16 protein-coding genes and 1 riboswitch are annotated in these 22,167 nt (G+C 44.4%); of the genes, 12 read left to right on the forward strand and 4 right to left on the reverse strand.

What is annotated here, in order from left to right; genetic code table 11:
• Positions 1 to 126 precede the first annotated feature (126 nt).
• From ACAY30_RS06690 to gloB, 3 genes are all read right to left on the reverse strand, one after another.
• Positions 127 to 1,683 carry a Na+/H+ antiporter NhaC family protein gene (locus ACAY30_RS06690; RefSeq protein ID WP_290250264.1) on the reverse strand — a complete coding sequence of 519 codons (1,557 nt, stop codon included), beginning with the start codon at positions 1,681 to 1,683 and terminating at the stop codon, positions 127 to 129.
• Between the two features lie 53 nt (positions 1,684 to 1,736).
• A riboswitch (Lysine riboswitch) is annotated at positions 1,737 to 1,930 on the reverse strand.
• Between the two features lie 337 nt (positions 1,931 to 2,267).
• A complete protein-coding gene (locus ACAY30_RS06695) occupies positions 2,268 to 3,857 on the reverse strand; it encodes a LysM peptidoglycan-binding domain-containing protein (protein WP_290250265.1) in 1,590 nt (529 codons plus the stop codon).
• A gap of 62 nt (positions 3,858 to 3,919) precedes the next feature.
• Complete coding sequence (gloB, locus tag ACAY30_RS06700; RefSeq protein ID WP_290250266.1) at positions 3,920 to 4,705, reverse strand: hydroxyacylglutathione hydrolase; 786 nt, start codon at positions 4,703 to 4,705, stop codon at positions 3,920 to 3,922.
• Between the two features lie 245 nt (positions 4,706 to 4,950).
• Here gloB and ACAY30_RS06705 point away from each other — a divergent pair, with 245 nt between their 5' ends.
• The 5 genes from ACAY30_RS06705 to ACAY30_RS06725 all read left to right on the forward strand — a co-directional run bounded on the left by ACAY30_RS06705 (position 4,951) and on the right by ACAY30_RS06725 (position 9,695).
• Positions 4,951 to 5,697, forward strand: coding sequence for a class I SAM-dependent methyltransferase (locus ACAY30_RS06705; protein WP_290250267.1), 747 nt, complete (start codon positions 4,951 to 4,953; stop codon positions 5,695 to 5,697).
• Between the two features lie 90 nt (positions 5,698 to 5,787).
• Positions 5,788 to 7,356 carry an FGGY family carbohydrate kinase gene (locus ACAY30_RS06710; RefSeq protein WP_290250268.1) on the forward strand — a complete coding sequence of 523 codons (1,569 nt, stop codon included), beginning with the start codon at positions 5,788 to 5,790 and terminating at the stop codon, positions 7,354 to 7,356.
• A 91-nt stretch (positions 7,357 to 7,447) separates the two neighbouring features.
• Positions 7,448 to 8,206, forward strand: a complete 759-nt coding sequence (locus ACAY30_RS06715; protein ID WP_290250269.1) for a Nif3-like dinuclear metal center hexameric protein — start codon at positions 7,448 to 7,450, stop codon at positions 8,204 to 8,206.
• Between the two features lie 233 nt (positions 8,207 to 8,439).
• Positions 8,440 to 9,006: a cytochrome b gene (locus ACAY30_RS06720; RefSeq protein ID WP_290250270.1), complete on the forward strand. Its 567-nt coding sequence runs from the start codon at positions 8,440 to 8,442 to the stop codon at positions 9,004 to 9,006.
• Positions 9,007 to 9,134: 128 nt separating this feature from the next.
• Positions 9,135 to 9,695, forward strand: coding sequence for a YceI family protein (locus ACAY30_RS06725; protein WP_290250271.1), 561 nt, complete (start codon positions 9,135 to 9,137; stop codon positions 9,693 to 9,695).
• 390 nt (positions 9,696 to 10,085) lie between these two features.
• Here ACAY30_RS06725 and ACAY30_RS06730 read toward each other — a convergent pair whose 3' ends face one another.
• Positions 10,086 to 12,005 (reverse strand): DUF885 family protein, encoded by a 1,920-nt coding sequence (locus ACAY30_RS06730; protein ID WP_290250272.1) that lies wholly within the window; start codon positions 12,003 to 12,005, stop codon positions 10,086 to 10,088.
• 88 nt (positions 12,006 to 12,093) lie between these two features.
• Here ACAY30_RS06730 and ACAY30_RS06735 point away from each other — a divergent pair, with 88 nt between their 5' ends.
• The 7 genes from ACAY30_RS06735 (at position 12,094) to ACAY30_RS06765 (ending at position 22,129) form a co-directional block, all read left to right on the forward strand.
• Positions 12,094 to 12,924, forward strand: a complete 831-nt coding sequence (locus ACAY30_RS06735; RefSeq protein ID WP_290250273.1) for a M48 family metallopeptidase — start codon at positions 12,094 to 12,096, stop codon at positions 12,922 to 12,924.
• Between the two features lie 248 nt (positions 12,925 to 13,172).
• On the forward strand, positions 13,173 to 13,787 hold the full coding sequence (locus ACAY30_RS06740) for an FKBP-type peptidyl-prolyl cis-trans isomerase (protein WP_290250274.1): 615 nt from the start codon (positions 13,173 to 13,175) through the stop codon (positions 13,785 to 13,787).
• A gap of 146 nt (positions 13,788 to 13,933) precedes the next feature.
• On the forward strand, positions 13,934 to 14,734 hold the full coding sequence (gene dapB / locus ACAY30_RS06745; protein ID WP_290250275.1) for a 4-hydroxy-tetrahydrodipicolinate reductase: 801 nt from the start codon (positions 13,934 to 13,936) through the stop codon (positions 14,732 to 14,734).
• Between the two features lie 246 nt (positions 14,735 to 14,980).
• Positions 14,981 to 16,111 carry a glutamine-hydrolyzing carbamoyl-phosphate synthase small subunit gene (gene carA / locus ACAY30_RS06750; RefSeq protein ID WP_290250276.1) on the forward strand — a complete coding sequence of 377 codons (1,131 nt, stop codon included), beginning with the start codon at positions 14,981 to 14,983 and terminating at the stop codon, positions 16,109 to 16,111.
• A gap of 25 nt (positions 16,112 to 16,136) precedes the next feature.
• Positions 16,137 to 19,355 (forward strand): carbamoyl-phosphate synthase large subunit, encoded by a 3,219-nt coding sequence (gene carB, locus ACAY30_RS06755; protein WP_290250277.1) that lies wholly within the window; start codon positions 16,137 to 16,139, stop codon positions 19,353 to 19,355.
• 1 nt (position 19,356) lies between these two features.
• On the forward strand, positions 19,357 to 19,833 hold the full coding sequence (gene greA, locus ACAY30_RS06760; RefSeq protein ID WP_290250278.1) for a transcription elongation factor GreA: 477 nt from the start codon (positions 19,357 to 19,359) through the stop codon (positions 19,831 to 19,833).
• A gap of 460 nt (positions 19,834 to 20,293) precedes the next feature.
• Positions 20,294 to 22,129, forward strand: coding sequence for a DUF3604 domain-containing protein (locus tag ACAY30_RS06765; RefSeq protein ID WP_290250279.1), 1,836 nt, complete (start codon positions 20,294 to 20,296; stop codon positions 22,127 to 22,129).
• Positions 22,130 to 22,167 lie beyond the last annotated feature (38 nt).

The following is a 22,167-nucleotide window of genomic DNA, read 5'->3' on the forward strand; positions in this document are numbered from 1 at the left end:
ATGTTCTTTTTCTTATATCAGCAATCGTTGATTATCGAATTCTTGGTTTCGTACCTAAACAAAAGCTCGGTATAACAATGTAGGTAAAGGTCAGTAAGGGCCGAAGGGCCCTCACTGGATTATCGATTAGTTGGCGCTTATCATTTTAAACAGGGTAATTAAGCCAATAAAAAATAAAGACGTAATGGCAAACGCAAGTAACGTTGAGCCAGTAAAGCCAATGACAATAAAGCCAATTGCCGATACAGCAGCAATTGACGTTGCATAAGGCAATTGCGTAGTCACGTGATCAATATGGTTACAGCGCGCACCCGTGGAAGACAATATGGTGGTGTCAGAAATAGGCGAGCAGTGATCGCCAAAAACTGAACCGGCAAGAACGGCTGAGAGCATGGGGAGCATCAAATGCAAAGCACTAGCGCCAGCCATATCACCAGCGATAGGTAGCATGATGCCAAAGGTACCCCAAGAAGTACCGGTGGCAAAGGCCATAAAACCTGACAAGATAAACAGCAGTACAGGAAACCAAACACTGTCTATATTACCTTGTGCAAGCGTAGACAGAAAATTACCGGTTTTCATGTCACCGATCACTGTGCCTATGGTCCATGCAAATAACAGTATCAGTATTGCACCAACCATTGATTTTGCCCCGGTGTACATGGCGCCCGCAATATTAATTGCGCCAATTCCTCGTTTAGCAACGATAAATAGGGTTACCAGCAGACCAATCAAGGCACCATAAACGAGCGAAAGTCCGACATTGGTGTTCTCTACGGCGGCAAATACACTAAATGGTTTGTCTGCGAGCGCCAGTGCTTGTGCTCCCGTAAACAACATAAAGCCGATTGTGGCGATAATCAGCACCGAAATAGGAACAATCAAATCAAGTGCGCTGGCACCGGTGACATCATCAGCTTTCGCTTCTTCGATGAGGTCATCGGCCAATTTACCCAAATCATTTCCTTCACGTGCCTGGTGCTCGTGCTTTGCCATTAAACCTAAGTTCAAATCAAAATAGACAACAGCAAATACCATAAGTAAGGCAAATACCGCATAGAAATTCATTGGAATAATGGCAACATAAGCCGCAAGCGGTGTGTATTGAGTGATACCATGAGTGACCAAGATTCCCGACATCAGTGCCATGATATACGCGCCCCAACTGGAGATTGGCATAAGTACGCACATCGGCGCTGCCGTTGAGTCGAGTAAATAAGCTAGTTTTGCGCGAGATACCTGATAGCGATCGGTGATGGGTCTTGATACGGTGCCAACGGCAAGTGAGTTAAAGTAGTCGTCAATAAAGATAAAGACACCGAGTAGGGCGGTGAGTAGGGTCGCACCACGGCGATTCTTGATTCTTGTCATTGCCCAATGGGCAAATGCCATACTCGCACCACTGATACTCAATAATGCGGTGATCATGCCGAGTAAGATCAAGAAGGCAATAATAGACATATTCCAACTATTGAGCCCACCGTCTTCGATAAATACGCCACTAATTGCGGTGATTAAATAACTGGCGGTATTAGTCAACTGCATCGAGTTGAGCAATAGCCCCCCGAGCACAATACCTACACCTAATGACAGTAATACTTTACGTGTTAATATAGCCAGAGACAGGGCGATTATTGCGGGCAATAATGAAATAAATGATGAAGAAAAATCGATTAAGTTCATGTGTTCTAATTTCAGTTTAAGAACACCACATCAACATCTGATCTGAGATCGGTATGTCAGGTAGCGCTCCATAGTGTTTATATTGTAGACAAAAGGTCTACCTATGGCAGTGTTGCGTCTTTCGAGCACAACACCAGCAAGGTGATTTGATGTTCAACCTCACTTCGGCAAGCAACCCTTTCTCATTTCGTCGTCGGCATCACCCTGATAAAACGATACTGATGTTGACTGCACCTCTACGTCATATTGGCAATTGCATGCTGTGTTAACTGAGCAGGATAACTGCCAAGTGTGTTACAACCTTGCTAAATTGCCGAAATTACACGGCTTCTATCGGTAATGTACATACCACAACTGCTGCAAGGCTATAACCTGCAATGGCATCTGAAGTGCCAAATTTGGTGTTACCCGATTAACGTCTTGAGACGAGCGCCAAGCAGTCTGGTGACTGTAGATAGAATCGTGCGCAGCTATTATATGAGGTTTTGCTAAAAGAGTCGTTATCAAATGTTAATGAATTAGCAAATTAGTCAGAAAAGTGATTAGGGCAGAAATACATACTGCCCTAATCCGTGTCAGGCGGCTTAAATCGAGGTTACGTTAACCGATAATTTTAATATTTGTCCCGGTTGCAAATACTTTTTACGACTCAAGTTGTTCCACTTTTCTATATCTTTAATTTTAACGTTAAATCGCGATGCTATGCGGGCTAGGGAATCGCCTGATTTAACTTTGTATTGAATATTACGGGTCACACCTTGCTTGTTTGAGCTAGTGTTACCTGTCCAGATGGTTAATTTTTGGCCAAGCTTCAACATGTCTTTTGGCGCAAAACCGTTCCATTTGGCGATATCTTTACTACTGACGTTATACAGTTTTCCGATATCCCATAATGTATCACCGTGTTTTACCGTGTGCGTGACTTTGCTGCCTTCGCCTTTTTTACTCAATTTATTTAAGCGAACTTGCTCATAGCTGGTATACCGATCGAGACTTTGCGTAGCCGTTGGGATCAATAAGTAATTGCCCGTTACGATAACATTGTTGGTTAAATCGTTAGTTTCTCTGATCACATCAACTGTGGTGTTGTAGCGTTTCGCAATCACCGACAAACTGTCGCCACTTTTGATTTTGTATCGTTGCCAACTCAAGCGCTGATTACTGTCTAGCTGCTCAAGAGCTTGGCTAAACTGCTCGACTTTAGTCGTTGGTAATAGCAAAGTGTGCGGCCCATTTGGCGGTGTCGCCCAACGATTTAATCCAGGATTTAGCGCGTGCAACTCGTCAACGGTTAAGCCCGACAGCTTTGCCGCCAGAGATAAATCTAATTGTGAACCTATATTGACGCTTGAAATTACTGGCTCGTTGTTGATTGGATACAGCTCGACATTGTAATTTTGTGGATCTTTCACTATGGCCGCTAAACCCAATAACTTAGGAACATAATCACGTGTTTCTTTGGGTAATCGCAAATTCCAAAAGTCAGTAGGGCGTCCTTTACGCGCATTATCACGCATTGCTTTGGCAACGCGTCCTTCACCCGAATTATACGCAGCAAGTGCTAATAACCAATCGCCATCAAATCGTTTATTCAGGTATTTGAGATATTTAATCGCTGCTTGAGTTGATGCGGCAACGTCTCGACGCCCGTCGTACCACCAATCTTGATGTAAGCCAAAACTCTTACCTGTACGCGATAAGAATTGCCACATACCCGAAGCACTGCCATGTGAATAAGCAAATGGGTCATATGCGCTTTCTACCACAGGTAACAGTACGAGCTCCATTGGCATATTGTGTTTTTCAAGCTCTTCGGTGATGTAATAAATGAACGGCTCAGCTCTTTTCGCTACTCTGTCTAAGTAAGTAGGGTGCTTGGCATACCAATCGCGATGGGCTCTAACCTTCGAGTTGTCAGGGATCTCAAATGTTAGCTGTGCGCGAATTCTATCCCAGATATTATCAACAACTAAGCCGTCTTGATTTTCATTAAGTGGAATATCAACGTCTTGCTTTGGGTGAATAACATCGGCTGATTCATCAGTAAGCAGAGCCTGATAAATATCCGTTCTGGAGGCAGAATTGACGGGTAAATTTTGTTCGGTCTTCGGCTGATTTACGTGTTGGCATCCAACTAACGCACTCAGCGTTAACGGTAGTATTATTTTTTTCATGAATACACTGTTAGCAGTTATAGGGTTATTATAATTCAAGATAAGTTACGCGATTTATCTTGCTAAAAGCGGTCTTTGAGATGTCTGATGCTAGCAAATACATCAACATCACTGTGTAAGTGTAGACCACTTTTTTCTTCTGCGCCTACTTTAACCTGAGCTAAGTGGCTGCGTAAAAAGGGATTTATTTGCTTCTCTAAACCAATAGTTGACGGCACAGTACGTTTTTGCTGTTGCCGTAGCGCGATGACGCGCTCTATATAATCGTTTAGTTGACTGTTGTTAGGCTCAATAGTTCGCGCAAATTCGAGATTTGCTAAGGTATATTCGTGAGCACAAAATACTAAGGTGTGATCACCGAGCGCCTTGAGCTTGTTCAACGAGGTTAACATTTGTTCTGGCGTACCTTCAAACAAACGACCACAACCACCAGAAAATAAAGTATCACCACAAAATAACCATTGGTTAGTGACGTAACCTATATGGCCTTTTGTGTGGCCGGGTAAGTCAACAACGTCTAACGGCAGTAATCCTTGAAAAAGACTGACTTGCTGGCCTTCTACAAGCTTGATATCACTGACGTGTAAGGCTTCGGTCGCCGGTCCATAAACCGTTAACGGCCAACCTTGGTTCGCTGCATAGTCGCGCAATGCGTCAACACCGCCAATGTGATCAGCGTGATGATGGGTGATTAAAATATCAGTTAACTGTAGCTTCTGTTGCTCAATGTAGTCGATACACGTTTTACCATCACCCGGATCGACCAACACGCAGAGTTGGCTCGACGATTGCTGAATACACCAAATGTAATTGTCGTTAAATGCGTTAATCGCTTTTACTTCAAGCATGCATTGCTCCGTTTGAAAGTGATACCTAGGTTGTAAAACGCGATCATTTTTATCGCGGTCTAACCGCATTCAAAAGCGCTAGTCAGAACTGTTAACCTAACGTTAACTTTGGTCAATGAGCGGTCAGTATACCTTGCGTCGCGCGTTAACTAAACCGTAATAATGCATTTTAACGCACAACAGTGTTGTAAATCTGTACAATTATGTACACTGTGAGTTGAATATAAGTTAAAAACGCCAAGTAGATGATGAAACCCGCATTAGCCTTTGACAACCCTAAGAAAGCCACACGCTGGAAAGATATGGCTTGTGGTCAACTTGTCGTCGATCACGTTAACCAATATTTACAGTATTGGTGGCCTCGGATGTTTGGTTATCACTTATTAAAAATTGGCGATTTAAGCGCCGATATTGACAGCTCAACATCAAAAATAGGGCACAGTATCAGCGTTGGTGAACAAAAGGGGTTGGTTGATGTGATTGCCGATGTCGATGATTTACCTTTTATTGATGCCGGTGTTGATGTATGTGTGCTTGCACAGCAACTTGAATTTGCCGTTGACCCGCATCATATATTACGCGAGGCAGACCGAGTATTGATACCCAACGGCTACATGGTCATTTCTGGATTTAACCCAATATCGTTGGCGGGTCTTAATCGCTTGATCCCATTTAGGCGTCGCAAGCTCCCTTGGCATGGGCGATTCTTTACCCCGATGCGAGTCAAAGATTGGCTCAATTTACTGGGGTACGAAGTACTTGACGATCAGCGCGTGCTGTTTAGTTCACTGCACCCCAAAGTGAATCCGAATAGTTGGTGGTTTCAAGCCTGTCAACGCTTTGCAAACAAATACTTAACTGCTCTGGGATCCGTTTACGTTATCGTCGCTAAAAAGCGGGTTCATCCGTTGACGCCGATCCGACCAAAATGGCAGATGCGCGCCAGATTTAAACCGATTAACGTGTCAACGGTAGGACAAAATCGATCATAACAGTAAAGGCTGGATAACTGCGTCGCGATTGATGGCAGATATCACTGCCAGTGTTGGCCATAAAAAATGGCGAGGGAAAATAATAAGGCAATGGACAAAACAGCGAAGGACAAAAAGCGCAACCATTTTTTGGTGGTAGATTTTGGCAGTCAATCACTGCGGGCGATGATTATCGATACCAACGGAATGACTCTGGCATCAGTGGTCGACGCTACCCCAGTTTGCCAACCCGAGGGACAAGCAACACAATCGGTTGAAGACATGTACAAACGCTGTGCGATGGCCGTCGATACCGCGATTACTCGCTATATTACCCAGGGCTATAACGGCAATCAAATTATCGCTTTTGGTATTACCTGCTTGCGCAATACATTAGTTGCGATGGATCGCAATAAGTCACCAATCTGCGACGCTATTTTATGGCAAGACAATCAATTAGCAACCAACATTCCTCGTTTAAAGATGTGGTTTCGAGCGATTTGTAAGGTGGTCGATTTGTTTTATCCGCTGTCGTCACAAATTACCGATTTACAAGCTCAAGCGCCAATTAATAAATTGAGAAGTCGTCAGCCTGTAGCGCATCAGCAAATCCGATTTTTGGGACACCTTTCGACGTACTTACACTATCGCCTGGCCAATGCGTTTGTCGACACAAGTAGCAATATGGTTGGTTATTTACCTCTTAATTTTAAGCACCACACGTGGCAACCAAAATGGCATTGGTATTACCAAGCATTTGCCTGCGAGCGAAAATGGTTACCTAAGTTATGCGCTCATGGTACTAAGCTTGCTGAGTTGCCGTTACAAAGGTTAACGAGTGAGCGAGTGAACAACGATACGCTTGCTTTTTGTGCATTAGCTAGTGATAAAGTAAGTGAAGCCATCGGCACCGGTTGTTATCGCGCTAACGACATCCACGTCAGTTTAGGTACAGCGATCAGTATCAGTGTTCTAACTGACCGCTTTATTGGCCCTAAACCGTTTTATCCTGCATTTCCATTTATCGATAAAAACACCTTCGTCTGCGAGTCAATGTTAGAGGTGGGGATGCAGTTAATCAGTGATTTTATCGTTAAATTTGAACAACAACTGACTCATATTTTACCGGCTGATCTGGTGTCGCTAAACCAAAAACTCGACTACGTCGATAGCGCGCTGTTAACTCGATTTGCTAACCGTTCAGAGACTGCAGTGTTCACTGGTGGAGAGAGTAGTTATAATCGCCATTCTAAAGTGGCTTGCGAACCACTGAGCTCACCTTCAACAAAACAGGTGTACTTTAATTTAAACGGGTATGTCAGTGGCTTGAGCTGGCAACAGGTATTGTCGCCAAATATCGACCACAGCGGTATATATTTAGAGCATATTAAAGTCATTTACGATGCACTTGCCGAGCAGATTTGCTTACAACTTGTCAACTTGTGCCAACGGCTTGCTATTTCTATTCACCAGGTATACATCAGTGGTGGTGGGGCAAACAGTCGTTACCTTTGCCAGCGTATTTGTCGACTGTTAGATACGCCGATTAATGTTAGCCAACATCAGCAACCGGGGGCCTTAGGAGCGGCAGTATGCCTTGCCTATTACAATAAAACCTATACCGATTTACCCAGTGCCGTCGAGGCAATGGTACCTAAAGCGGTGCAACTGCTTCCCTAGCGCGGTATCGCTAGACCCTGTTTTTTGTCACCCAATGTGGTTAATATAGCGTGATAGAGAGATAACAATGGCCAATACAATTGAGTAGCGCATGCAAAGAAATGAATTTTTAACTTTATTAAATGGGATTTTGCAACCGGAAAGGATCAAGGATTACTGCCCTAATGGACTTCAAGTACAGGGCAGTGAGGCGGTTAAACGCATTGTCACAGGGGTGACGGCAAGCCAAGCTTTAATCGATGCGGCAATAGAGCACAAAGCCGATACCATTTTGGTTCACCACGGTTACTTTTGGAAAAATGAGTCGTACCCGATAACAGGAATTAAATATAATAGAATCAAAGCTTTAATTGATAATGAGATTAATTTATTTGCATATCATTTACCGCTAGATATTCACGCTACCCTCGGCAATAACGCACAACTGGCCAAGCGCTTAGATATTGTAAACGTCAGCCCACTCGAACAAGGCAATGACCTCAGCGTGTCGATGCGTGGCGAGTTTACCTCTGTGTTGACCAGCGATGCACTGGCCCAGCGCATAGATACAAGTCTAAATCGTCCCTGTTTACACATTGCTGCACCGTCAAATAAACCAATAAAAACCGTGGCATGGTGCACAGGTGGTGGTCAAGGCTTTATCGAGCAAGCCGGTGCATTGGGTATTGATGCGTTTATCAGTGGTGAAATATCCGAGCAAACAACGCACTTAGCTAGAGAAATGGATATTCATTATTTTGCCGCAGGGCACCACGCCACAGAACGCTATGGTGTGAAAGCACTAGGTGAATATTTGCAACAACAGCACGGCTTTGACGTGGTGTTTATCGATATCGATAACCCCGCTTAACGAGATGTTACATTGCACCTGTCACGGCACTTTATTGACTAATGTCGGTGACAGGGGCATGTCCATCGCCAAGTAAAAAGATGTTCAAATAAATCGAGCATATTCACTGCCTCACCAGATGCGCTTGAGCAGAAAATTCGAATTAATCGAACGACATATCAAATTTTTGATGATTTAAAAGTGCCGTTATTTAGATACAATGAAGGTACTTTAAACTCAAATGACCCAATGATATGCAACCTCAACAACACCAATCCATACAATCAGCGCGTGTTGACAAGTATCGTTATCCACGCTTGGCTAAGTTACTGCACTGGTTAAGCGCTTTGACAGTTTTTTGTCTGTTTGGCGTTGGTTTGTGGATGGTTGAGTTAGATTATTATTCATCTTGGTATCGCACCGCACCACATTATCACAAGAGCGTCGGTTTGCTTTTGGCGTTAGTGATCGTCATTCGTTTTATCTATGTACAATGTGTGGTTAAAGCCAAGCCAGTTCAAACCCATGCAAAGTGGCAACAGAAGTCTGCTAAAGCGGCGCATTTGTTAATGTACGCGTTAATGATGGTGCTGTTCATGTCGGGATATTTGATCTCTACTGCTGATGGACGTGCAATTGACGTGTTCAACTGGTTTTCGCTGCCTTCGTTAGGGGAAGTGATTAGTCAACAAGAAGATGTTGCTGGGTTGATCCACGAATACACAGCTTACGCGCTGATAGCGTTGGTGGTAATTCACGCTATCGCTGCAATTAAACATCACGTTATCGATAAAGACGATACGCTTAAGCGCATGTATTAGGATGGTATAAGCACATCACGCTTGTTCTGCTTTGCTATAACAACAAGTATTGATTGAAGAAAATACAAACACAGGACAACGCGTTTTAGAGCTATATGAAACAAATTTTTTAACAACAGAGAAAGACTATGAACAAGACTATTTTATCTACACTGCTAGTAGGTTGTATGGCGCTTTCACAAGCACATGCCGCTGATTATCAAATCGATCACAAAGGTGCTCATGCATCAATTAACTTTAAGGTTAAGCACCTTGGTTACAGTTGGCTTACCGGACGCTTTAATACCTTCAATGGTAACTTTAGCTATGACAAAGACAACGTTGAAGCTTCAAAAATCAAGGTAAATATCGATACCGCGAGCGTCGACTCAAATCACGCAGAGCGAGATAAGCACTTGCGCAATGACGACTTTCTTGATGTCAGCAAATTTTCAACGGCATCGTTCGTGAGCACCAAAGTTGAAGATCTGGGTAATGACAAACTTAAAATCACCGGTGTTTTAACCTTGCAAGGCATTGAAAAAGAGCTTGTTATCGATGCAGAAAAAATTGGTGAAGGCGAAGATCCATGGGGTGGTTATCGCGCCGGTTTTGCGGGAACAACCAAAATTGCGATGAAAGATTTTGGCTATAAAATGGATTTTGGCGATATCATTTTTGACCTCCATATTGAAGGCATTCGTCAATAACCAATAACCATCGTTCTAGTGCGTGTTGATCGTTGTTTAATCATTCTACTGAGAGATAAAAACAAAGCTAAACACGCCCAAGGTAACGGTAATCGAGTGTCGTTTACCGTTACCGAACGAGCTTTTATTGGCTTCTTTCTGACGTTAAAGTTGATAGCGTGATATATTTGCGTTATTAATCGTAAGTGGTTGATAATAATTGACTTTATGTTTTGTACGTGATGGTAACGCGTAACCGTCATTGGCGCTTTTGTTATACTTGATAATGAAAAATGCGCTTGGTTTTACACCTATTTGAGCCAATGGCTGGTCGCGTTTACGACTCGGCCTCTGTTGTAGATTAAGCGACCATTTGTGGCAGTCGAACGGCGTCACTGTAACGGTTTTAAATCATTTCGACGCTATCCAATCATTGACACTTTTTTCCAAAATCGGCATTGGCAAAGAACCGTGTTCAACAACGGTTTGATTAAATTCAGCAAGTTCAAACTCCTTACCCAAACGTTGTTTCGCCTGCTTTTGCAATGACACTATTTTTTCTAAACCGACGTAATAGCCTACTGCTTCTCCTGGCCATACTGCATAGCGATAAACCAATTGTTCGGCCTGTGTTTGCGTTAAGCCGACATTTTCAGCTAAAAAATTACTGGCTTGTATTTTATTCCAACGCATTGCGTGAAGGCCTGTGTCGACCACAACGCCGGCGAGGCGAAGTAATGATTGACGTAAATAGCCAAGGTGGCTAAACGGCGCGTTGTCATACATCGCCAATTGCACTGCTAGTCTTTCGGCATAGGTTGCCCAGCCTTCGGTATAACTGTGAAAGGGAGCTATTTGACGTAAAACAGGAAGCTGGGTCAGTTGTCGCATCTTATTCTGTTGCAGTTGATGGCCAGGGTAAAACTGATGAAAGAGCAAAGTGGGTAACTCAAACTGGGTCACATTGGCAAGATCGTTTAAGTAAATTTGATAGCCATTGCCCGATGAAGCCTGGGTACTTGGCCGAATGACCATAGCACACTCATCGTTGTCAGCGTGTGGGGGCTGCCCTTTACTGACAGCTACAATGTTAAACAGCTCTGGCTTCCATAGCGATTGTGAACCCGTTAACTGTTCACCCATGGCGTCAACTAAGGCGTTACCATCGTTTATTAAGCTTTGATATCCGTTGTTATTATTGGGGTAACGAAACCGCTTTTCGTAACTTAACGCTTTGAGTCGCTGTGCTACCGTGCCTTGCTGATAACCAAGTTGTACCAAAATAGAGTCGATATCGTCTACGGTTTGCTGTAACTGGCGAAGGCTGCGTTTGTGTATCTGCTCGGCAGAAAACTCGCTGTTAAGGACATCCTTTATTATGTAGCGATAAAACGCCATGCCATTGGGTTGTTGCCATACCCCTGCGACCTCTCGTTGTTTACTATTCTGGTTGTTAATTAGGGCTATCACCTGTTGGTAAGCCGGTTGGATCTGCTCCGATAGTAGCGTCTCTAGCTGCTGTAACCACTCGAGTTTCTCAATATCCGTCATCTGAGTCTGCTCTAATTCACGGATAAAATGGCGATAGAGGTGTTGCTCGTTGGCAGGCGCAAAGGCAAGTTGTTGCAAAGACATACTGGCCTGATTTAATAACTCGCGAGCCGGAATCCAGCCACTGCCTGTGTCACTGATAAACTTTTGCTTAACTTGGTTAATTTGCCCGGGAATTTGTTGCGCGGCTTGTAAAAATGCCTTGGCATCATCGCGAGTGCGAATGATAAATTTTTCACTTAGCGCATGGCCAATAGTCAACAATGGACTATTTAAATGATTGATAATATACGGTTGATGGCCAAATTCGGGGGCGACAAAGCCCTGCGGATGCTGTTGTGAACCAGCGTATAATAAAAGCGCATGTGCCATGGCGTGACGGTTATACTCTTGCTCTGGTTCACTATCCGGCGGGTACTTAAGCAGTAGGCTAGCCTGAGCGCGCATAAATTGCCGATATTGGTTTGTAATGGTCGGTTCAAAGTTGTCGACGACAAAGCTAGCCCCCATTGAAGAGTCTATCTCTGCTGGTAGATTCAAGGTCTGCGCGTATTGTCCTCTAAGTTGAAAATGGCGCTCAGTTGCGCGGGAGAACACTTTGTTGATGGGAGGCAGTTTTGCTTGTTGTGAAGCGCCTTCCACTTTAAGTTTGAGGTTGCGTTTTTCTTGTAAATCAATGGTTACTGTTTCATTGTCGGAACAGCCAGCTAATGTCACCGAGGCAAATAATACGATAAACTTCATCCGTAAAGCACGGTGACAGTACGACAAAGGTGGCATACACTAGTCCTTACTTGTTTATTAACTTTATTGCTATTATTTAGTTATAGCTTATCCATTTATTTTGTTTATCAAAAAGACAGGCGTGATGAAAAAACAATTGAGACGACTTCTTATTCCTACCTTATTAGTGGCCACCTTGTCTGCGTGTTCAACGTCGCCTACGGGGCGGTCGCAAATTTTGGCCTACTCGCCATCGCAGCTAAATAAAATGGGTGCACAATCATTTGCCGAAATGAAACAGAAAGTGCCAATATCAAAAGATGCCAAGGTTAACCAGTTCGTGCAATGTGTAGCTGATGCCATTACCGTTAATGTCAGTAAAAACACTTATGACGGGCAATGGGAAGTTGTTGTCTTTGACTCTGAGCAAATTAATGCGTTCGCTCTTCCCGGCGGAAAAATAGGGGTATACACGGGTATACTGCAGGTAACCGATGACGCAGACCAACTGGCGGCCATTATTGGCCATGAAGTAGGGCATGTGATTGCCCAACACTCGAATGAACGTCTGACTAATAGTAATCTGCAAACCGGTGCGGTGATCCTCGCAGGCGCACTGGCCTCTGAGGATAAACGGATGATGACCATGGCCGCGGTAGGGCTGGGTATCCAATATGGTTTTGTGCTGCCATACAGCAGAACTCACGAAAGCGAAGCGGATATAATCGGTCAAGAGCTGATGGCCACCTCAGGCTTTAAACCAGAGGCAAGTGTTCAGTTGTGGCACAATATGGCCAAGGCATCGAACGGTGCACCACCTGAGTTTTTGTCAACGCATCCTTCGCACGACACGCGTATAAAAAATCTAACCAATCACTTACAAGTATCGGATCCGATCTACGCGCAGCGCTCAACTACGCCAACTTGTAAGAAGCCGGTAATTAAGCCACCCGCCAAACAAAGCAAACAATCGTAATGTGATCACTGATTGGGGGCAGACAGACAAATAATCGCCGTATCTTCGGTCTCGTCTGCTTATCCCTCTTGCATGTGGTCTTAAAACAGCGGTGTACAAATACTCTGCTCAGATGACAAAAAATATGTTATGGGTTATTTATTCCTCAATCATGGCAATAATGTTGAGGATTGACGTCGTAGGGGGTTAATCCAGGCCACAGATTGTGTTAAACTTTCGCGCGATTTTTAATAAGGATAATTCCCAATATGTCAGAATTCACTTCTATCGAACAACGCGTAAGCTACGGTGTAGGTCGTCAGTTAGGCGATCAATTACGCAACAACCCATATAAAGACTTTGACGTTTCTGCTGTACAAGCTGGCTTAGCTGATGCCCTAGCCGGTGCTGCTAGTCAAGTATCACAAGAAGACTTACAAGAAGCTTTCACTGTTGTATCGCAAAAATTACAAGAGCAAGAAGCTGCGTTAGCCAAAGAAGCAGCTGCGGCGGGTGAAGAATACCTTGCTGAGAACGCCAAGCGCGAAGAAATTACGGTAACTGAATCAGGTCTTCAATACGAAGTACTTGTTGCAGGTGAAGGCGAAAAACCTGAAGCTGGCAGCACGGTACGTACACATTACCACGGCACATTTATCGATGGTAAAGTATTTGATTCGTCGTACGATCGCGGTCAGCCAGCAGAATTCCCTGTACAGGGTGTTATCGCAGGTTGGACAGAAGCATTGCAAATGATGCCTGTAGGCTCAAAGTGGCGCTTACACGTACCATACAACTTAGCATACGGTGAGCGCGGCTCTCAAGGTGCCATCCCTCCATATGCAACTTTAGTTTTCGACGTTGAGTTGTTAGCTATTTTATAATTGAAAAAACGGGGTCTTTACCCCGTTTTTTTTCGCGCGGATAATATCAAAGGCTTGTTTCGTTAGATGATTGACCAGCGAGCAACAAGGTACTCAATCGGCTAACAAAACAGGTTTTATCAAAACACTAGCAATAGAGAATAACAATGATCAAAGTCGCAATTTTAGGATGTAATGGTCGAATGGGACGCAATCTAATGGCCACTGCTATTGAACATAGCGATATTAGCTTAGTGGGTGGTAGTGTACGCCCTGGATCATCGCTAATTGGCAGTGACGGGGCAGAGATATGCGGACTCGGTAAACAAGGTGTGCCCGTAACCGATAAACTTGATGAGTTAAGCGATGCAGACGTGGTCATCGATTTTACCAGCGTTGAAGCGACGCTAGAGCACGTTAAGTGGTGCGCAAAACAAAAAAAAGCCATGGTTATTGGTACCACTGGGTTTTCGGCCGAGCAACTCAAGCTTATTGAAGATTGTGCAAAAGACACGGCCATCGTCCTTGCGCCAAATACAAGTGTAGGCGTTAACGTATTGTTTAAATTGATAGAAATGGCCGCTAACGTCATTGGTAATGACACCGATATTGAAATTTCAGAGGCACATCATCGGTTCAAAAAAGATGCGCCATCTGGTACGGCTATGAAAATGGGACAAGTGATAGCTAACGCTCTAGATCGGGATTTAGATAAAGTCGCGGTCTATGGTCGTCAAGGGCTAAGCGAAGAGCGCGATCGCAACACCATTGGTTTTGCCACGGTTCGAGCGGGTGACATTATTGGTGAACACACCGCTTTGTTTGCTGATCTAGGGGAGCGATTAGAAATCTCTCATAAAGCAACGTCGCGCAAGACCTTCGCCTTAGGCGCAATGAGAGCGGCGAATTGGGTCACCAGCGTGGAACCGGGTCTTTATGACATGCAAGATGTGTTGGGCTTGCGCTAAGGCGCCCTAAGTTAACGGTTCAATGCAATATAAAATGTGTCTTTTCGTGCAGTTTGTTTTAATTTGGTAACAAACACCTTAAAAAGTGTAATATTGTTGTGGACGAATGTACGTTTAAGACGTAAAATACGCGGAATTTGCCAAAAATTTGAAATTGGCTTAATTTCGAATTAATAATGAACAATTGGCGTCTCAGGTTTAGGCAATTGTTCATTAATACTAAATTTCTTCACTATGGAGGTTAAATTGACTAAATCTGCCATTTTGGTGCTTGAAGACGGCACCGTATTTAAAGGGACAGCGATTGGCGCTGAAGGTAGTTCAGTGGGTGAGGTCGTATTTAATACGGCGATGACTGGTTACCAAGAAATATTAACAGACCCTTCTTATGCAGAACAGATAGTCACTTTGACATACCCGCATATTGGTAATGTAGGCACCAACACAGAAGATGCTGAGTCAGGTGATGTTGTAGCCAAAGGGCTTGTTATTCGTGATCTGCCATTGCTCGCTAGTAACTTTCGTTCAGAGCAGTCGCTTTCTGAATACCTTATTGCCAACAATATTTTGGGTATCGCCGATATCGATACACGCAAGCTAACACGTATTTTACGTGAAAAAGGTGCACAAAATGGTTGCATTATGGCTGGCGATAACATCGACGAAAGCAAAGCATTAGAGCTCGCAAAGGCATTTCCAGGCCTTAAAGGTATGGACTTAGCGAAGGTGGTAAGTACCAAGCAAGCGTACCAATGGACAGAAGGCAGCTGGCAACTTGGTAAAGGTCATGTCACGCCTGAATCATTTAATTACCACGTCGTTGCATACGACTTTGGTGCCAAGCGCAACATTCTTCGCATGCTTGTTGACCGCGGTTGTAAGTTAACTGTGGTACCAGCGCAAACACCAGCAAGCGACGTGTTAGCAATGAATCCTGATGGCATCTTTTTATCAAATGGCCCAGGTGACCCCGAGCCATGTGACTACGCCATCGACGCGATTAAATCGTTCCTAGAAACTGACATTCCTGTTTTTGGTATTTGCCTGGGCCATCAATTACTTGGCTTAGCAAGCGGTGCCAACACAATAAAAATGAAGTTTGGTCATCACGGTGCTAACCATCCAGTAAAAGACATTGAAAACGATGTGGTGATGATAACCTCACAAAACCACGGTTTTGCAGTTGACGAAGATACCTTGCCAAGTCACTTGAAAGCCACTCACAAATCATTATTTGATGGCTCGTTACAAGGTATTCACCGCACTGACAAGCCAGCGTTTAGCTTCCAAGGTCACCCAGAAGCAAGCCCAGGCCCGCATGATGCGGCGCCATTGTTCGATCACTTTATCGAACTAATTGAACAATACAAAGCGTAATCCACTGAATAGATAGAGTAATAAAATGCCAAAACGTACTGACATAAAAAGTATTCTTATTTTAGGTGCAGGTCCGATTGTTATCGGTCAGGCCTGTGAGTTTGACTATTCAGGTGCCCAAGCGTGTAAAGCATTGCGCGAAGAAGGCTATCGTGTAATCTTGGTTAACTCAAACCCAGCGACCATCATGACCGACCCAGAAATGGCCGATGCCACGTACATTGAGCCAATTCACTGGGAAGTGGTACGCAAGATCATCGAAAAAGAGCGCCCAGATGCGATTTTGCCAACTATGGGTGGACAAACCGCGTTAAACTGTGCACTTGATCTAGAAAATCGCGGTGTGCTCACTGAGTTTGGTGTTGAAATGATCGGCGCTACCGCAGATGCTATCGACAAAGCAGAAGATCGCTCTCGCTTTGACGTGGCGATGAAAAACATTGGTCTAGAAACGCCACGTGCCGAGATTGCACATTCAATGCAAGAAGCATACGACGTACTTGACCGCATTGGTTTCCCTTGTATTATTCGTCCGTCCTTTACCATGGGTGGCTCAGGTGGCGGTATTGCGTATAACCGCGAAGAGTTTGAAACCATTTGTACACGTGGTTTAGACCTTTCGCCAACCAACGAACTACTTATTGACGAGTCGTTAATCGGTTGGAAAGAGTACGAAATGGAAGTGGTTCGCGACAAAAACGATAACTGTATTATTGTTTGTTCGATTGAAAACTTTGACCCTATGGGGATTCACACAGGTGACTCGATTACCGTTGCACCTGCGCAAACGTTAACAGATAAAGAATATCAGTTAATGCGTAATGCTTCTCTTGCGGTACTGCGTGAAATCGGTGTTGAAACCGGCGGTTCAAACGTACAGTTTGGTGTATGTCCTAATACGGGCCGTATGGTGATTATCGAGATGAACCCTCGTGTATCGCGTTCGTCTGCGTTAGCATCAAAAGCAACCGGCTTCCCAATTGCCAAAATTGCCGCAAAACTTGCCGTAGGTTACACCTTAGATGAACTGAGCAATGACATCACAGGTGGGGCAACACCAGCCTCATTTGAGCCAACTATTGATTACGTTGTTACTAAAATCCCACGCTTTAACTTTGAGAAGTTTGCCGGTGCGGAAGATCGCTTAACGACGCAAATGAAATCAGTAGGTGAAGTTATGGCCATTGGCCGTAACCAACAAGAGTCAATGCAAAAAGCGCTGCGCGGCTTAGAAGTCGGTATGAATGGATTTGACTCGCTAGTGGATGTGACTAAGCCGGGTGCCAAGACTAAGATCATGCACGAATTGCAAGAAGCTGGTGCAGACCGTATTTGGTATGTCGCAGATGGTTTCCGTTTGGGATTAACGGTTGACGATATATTCCGCTTAACAAAAATCGACCGTTGGTTCTTGGTTCAAATCGAAGACATCGTCAAAGAAGAACAGCTAGTTGCTGATGGCGGTTTGTCATCACTGACACCAGACGTATTGCGCCGCTTGAAGCGCAAAGGATTTTCAGATAAGCGTTTAGCCGATCTCATTGGTGTCGCCGAAACTGAAATTCGTCGCAAGCGCGTCGCTGCTGACATTTACCCAGTTTACAAGCGCGTTGATACGTGTGCTGCTGAGTTTAGTTCAGATACCGCTTACATGTATTCAACCTACGATGAAGAATGTGAAGCTAACCCATCGGATCGCGAAAAGATCATGATCATTGGTGGTGGCCCTAACCGCATAGGTCAAGGTATTGAGTTTGACTACTGTTGTGTTCACGCCGCTTTGGCATTGCGCGAAGACGGTTATGAAACCATTATGGTTAACTGTAACCCGGAAACTGTGTCAACCGACTACGACACGTCAGATCGTTTGTATTTTGAACCAATCACCCTAGAAGACGTGTTAGAAATTGTGCGCGTTGAAAAACCCAAAGGTGTGATTGTTCAGTACGGTGGTCAAACACCACTTAAGTTAGCTCGCGAATTAGAAGCCGCTGGCGTTCCTATTATTGGAACCTCGCCAGATGCTATTGACCGCGCAGAAGACCGCGAACGTTTCCAAGCGGCTGTTGAGCGTTTGGGCTTGTTACAGCCAGAAAATGCCACGGTTACCTCGTTGGAAGAAGCGGTAGCAAAATCAGCCGAAATCGGGTTCCCATTAGTGGTTCGCCCATCGTATGTGTTAGGCGGCCGCGCGATGGAAATCGTTTATGACGAAGCGGATTTGCGCCGTTACATGAACGAAGCGGTGAGCGTATCGAATGAAGCACCCGTATTACTTGACCACTTCCTAGATGACGCCATCGAAGTTGATATCGACATTATTTGTGATGGTGAGCAAGTGATCTTTGGCGGCATAATGCAACACATTGAACAAGCCGGTGTTCACTCGGGTGATTCAGCGTGTTCACTACCGCCGTATAGCATTAGTGCAGAAATTCAAGATGTCATGCGTGAGCAGGTTAAAGCACTTGCATTTGAGTTGGGCGTAATTGGTTTGATGAATACGCAAATGGCGGTTAAAGACGGCGAGGTGTACCTAATTGAAGTGAACCCGCGTGCCGCGCGTACCGTACCATTTGTATCAAAAGCGACAAGCGTTCCTTTAGCTAAAGTTGCCGCCCGCGTTATGGCTGGCGTCTCGCTTAAAGAACAAGGTATCCAAGGTGAAATCATCCCAGACTACTTTTCGGTAAAAGAAGTGGTCATCCCATTTAACAAGTTTCACGGTGCTGACCCTCTAGTTGGTCCTGAAATGCGTTCAACCGGTGAGGTTATGGGTACTGGTAATACCTTTGAGGAGGCTTACGCCAAAGCTAACCTGGGTGCAGGGGAAGCGTTACCGAAGACCGGTCGAGCGTTAATTTCTGTGCGCAACTCGGACAAAGAGCGCGTTGTCGACTTAGCGCGCCAATTAATTGAGTTAGGCTTTAGCTTAGACGCGACCCACGGTACGGCGGTTATTTTGGGCGAAGCAGACATTCCTGTGCGTTTAGTTAATAAAGTTCACGAAGGTCGTCCACATATTGTTGATAGAATCAAAAATGGCGAGTACAGTTATATAATTAATACCACTGAAGGTCGCAAGGCGATCGAAGATTCGAAAGAGATCCGTGGTAGTGCACTTCGTTATAAAGTTGCCTATACAACAACATTAAACGCTGCATTTGCCGCATGTATGGCGCATGCCGCGGACGATAGAAATTCAGTGAATTCTATCCAAGAATTACATAAAAGGTGTCAATAGAATGAGCCAAATCCCAATGACAGTTCAAGGCGCTGAGGCCTTGAAAGAGGAATTACATCATTTAAAAAGTGTTAAGCGTCCTGCAATCGTTCAAGCGATTGCAGAAGCGCGAGAGCACGGTGATTTGAAAGAAAATGCCGAGTATCACGCTGCACGTGAAGAGCAGGGCTTTTGCGAAGGTCGTATTCAAGAAATTGAAGGCAAACTCGGCAATGCGCAAATCATCGATATCACCAAGATACCCAACAAGCACAAAGTGATTTTTGGGGTGACGGTCACCTTGCTTAATATCGATACCGACCAAGAAGTGTCGTACAAAATCGTTGGTGATGATGAAGCGGATTTGAAAAATAATCGCATTAGCATCAACTCGCCAATTGCGCGTGCGTTAATTGGTAAAGAAGTTGACTCAGAGGTTGAAGTGAACACCCCAGGTGGTCGCGTTGAGTATGAGATTGTGGCGGTAGAGCACAAGTAACGCATTGTCGATGTGATACAGTAACTTGATAAAAACGTGGCCTTAGTGCCACGTTTTTTTGTTGTCAGCCCTAAATCACCTACTTCAGTAGCTGGTTATCATCCATCAGGCTTTGCCTGAAATATCAACCTACAGGGCAAGGCTCATCATTTATGCACGCAAAAGGAGAATGGCTTGCCTCGTCAGGGTTTAATTAACTCTGCCCATTTGTTGTTTAAAAACCGAATTTCTCGTCCAGCAGAGACAACTATGTTTTTAACGCCTGTAAATTGGAGAATCCAAATACTACGTCATAGGCGGTGATTTCTTTAGCACTAATGCCATTAAATTTAACCCATTCAAGAAGAGCAGGGGCAAATGAAAAGCTTTTTTATTCCTTGAGTTGCAAAATCTCATATGGCTTCTAGAGTTAAGACATATCGTATAAATTTCACTGACCAGTGAAACGAGGACTATCGTCATGACAACCCCATTACGTTTATTAATAGGCATTTCCATGTTAACCGCGTTATACAGCCTAAGCAGTGCTGTTGCAGCTGCAAACTCTTGGGAAGCAGCTGAGGCTAAGGTCAAGAAAAATCCACTAAAAGAGGCTTTTTTTGGAGAAACGCACGTTCATACTGGCGTCTCTATGGATGCTTTTATTGCAGGGAACAGACTAACGCCTGAAGATGCTTATCGCTTCGCTAAAGGCGAAAAAATGATGGTGAACGGCAGTATGCACCAAATTAAACGCCCTTTGGATTTTGTAGCTGTAACAGACCACTCAGAGTTTATGGGAGAAGCATATAGCTTGATGAATGAAGGTGTGCCTGGTTATGATCATGAAATAGCTAAAGCGTTTAGGGAAGCGACTGACTTAACCACTGCACTGGAGCTTTATAACAAATACGTGTTGACCCCGTTAGCCGGTGGCGGTAGCCCTCACCCTGACTTTTACCAAGGTACAGAGGCAGTGAAGTCAACATGGCAGAAAAATATAGAAGCGACAGAGGCTCACTATGAGCCGGGCAAGTTTACTACAATACATGCCTACGAATGGACGTCTGCTCCTGGCGGGGCTAATCAACACCGGAATATCTTATTCCGCGATACCAATCTTCCGGATGTTCCATTTTCTTCCAACGATGGTAGTCGACCAGAGCAACTTTGGGCATGGATGAAATCTCAACGAGCCGAAGGCAGGAAAGTATTTGCCATTCCACATAATTCTAATGAAAGTAAAGGATTGCTATTTGCCGAGGCCTCTTTATCAGGAAAGCCCGTTGATAGAGACTACGCGCAAACACGTGCCAGTATGGAGCCTCTTATTGAAATGATGCAAGTAAAAGGCAACTCTGAGGTAATCCCTAACTTTTGGCCTAACGATGAGTTCGCTGATTTTGAAAATGCAGTTACAATTCAACAGTTTAATGGTCGCGCATTCATCAAAGAGAACTATGTTCGTTATGGCTTAGGACGCGGCATCAAATACCAACAGCAACTTGGCGTCAACCCATTTAAATATGGCTTTGTTGGCGGCACGGATAGTCACAATGGTACTCCTAGTAATGTTGAAGAAGACAACTACGGTGTTGGTAGCCATGGTCTTGCTGATCAAAAGGCCGAAGGTCGTTCCAAAAATATGCTTGATGGTGAGATGCTAATTGCTGACGCTAACCCTGGAGCGCTCGCAGCAGTATGGGCTGAGTCTAACACCCGCTCTGCAATTTGGGATTCAATGCTCGCCAAAGAAACTTACGCCACCAGCGGCCCTCGGATGAAAGTGCGCTTCTTCGCAGGGCAAGGATTCGATAATAGCTACTCGAGCTATGAAAAACTCGTCAAAGATGGGTACTCAAAGGGTGTTCCAATGGGAGGCAATTACACAGGCTCGAAAGCACCACAGTTTTTAGTCTGGGCAGTAAAAGATCCAATTGGTCCTAACTTAGATCGTATTCAAATAATCAAAGGCTGGTATGAAAATGGTGAAATGAAAGACACCATTTATAATGTGGTTGCCTCTGGTGGGCGACTTAAAGATGACGGTATGGTAGAACCTGTTAACGCACCTATCAACTTAAAGACAGGTGAATTCAATAAACAAAAAGGTAGCCCTGAGCTAATGGCTGTATGGACAGACCCTGATTTTGATCCCAAAATTCAAGCGTTTTACTACGTTCGAGTACTGCAATTACCTACGGCTCGCTGGACGTTGTATGATGAGCTTAATGCCGGTGTCACTTATCCGAAAGAAGTTAAACGTGAAATTGTAGAGCGGGCATGGGCGTCACCTATCTGGTATGAGGCAAAGTAAAATAATGATAAAACAAGTAGTGAAGGATCCACTGTTAC

Origin of the sequence: Thalassotalea ponticola, assembly GCF_041379045.1 — a bacterium.
Taxonomy (GTDB): Bacteria; Pseudomonadota; Gammaproteobacteria; order Enterobacterales; family Alteromonadaceae; genus Thalassotalea_A; species Thalassotalea_A ponticola.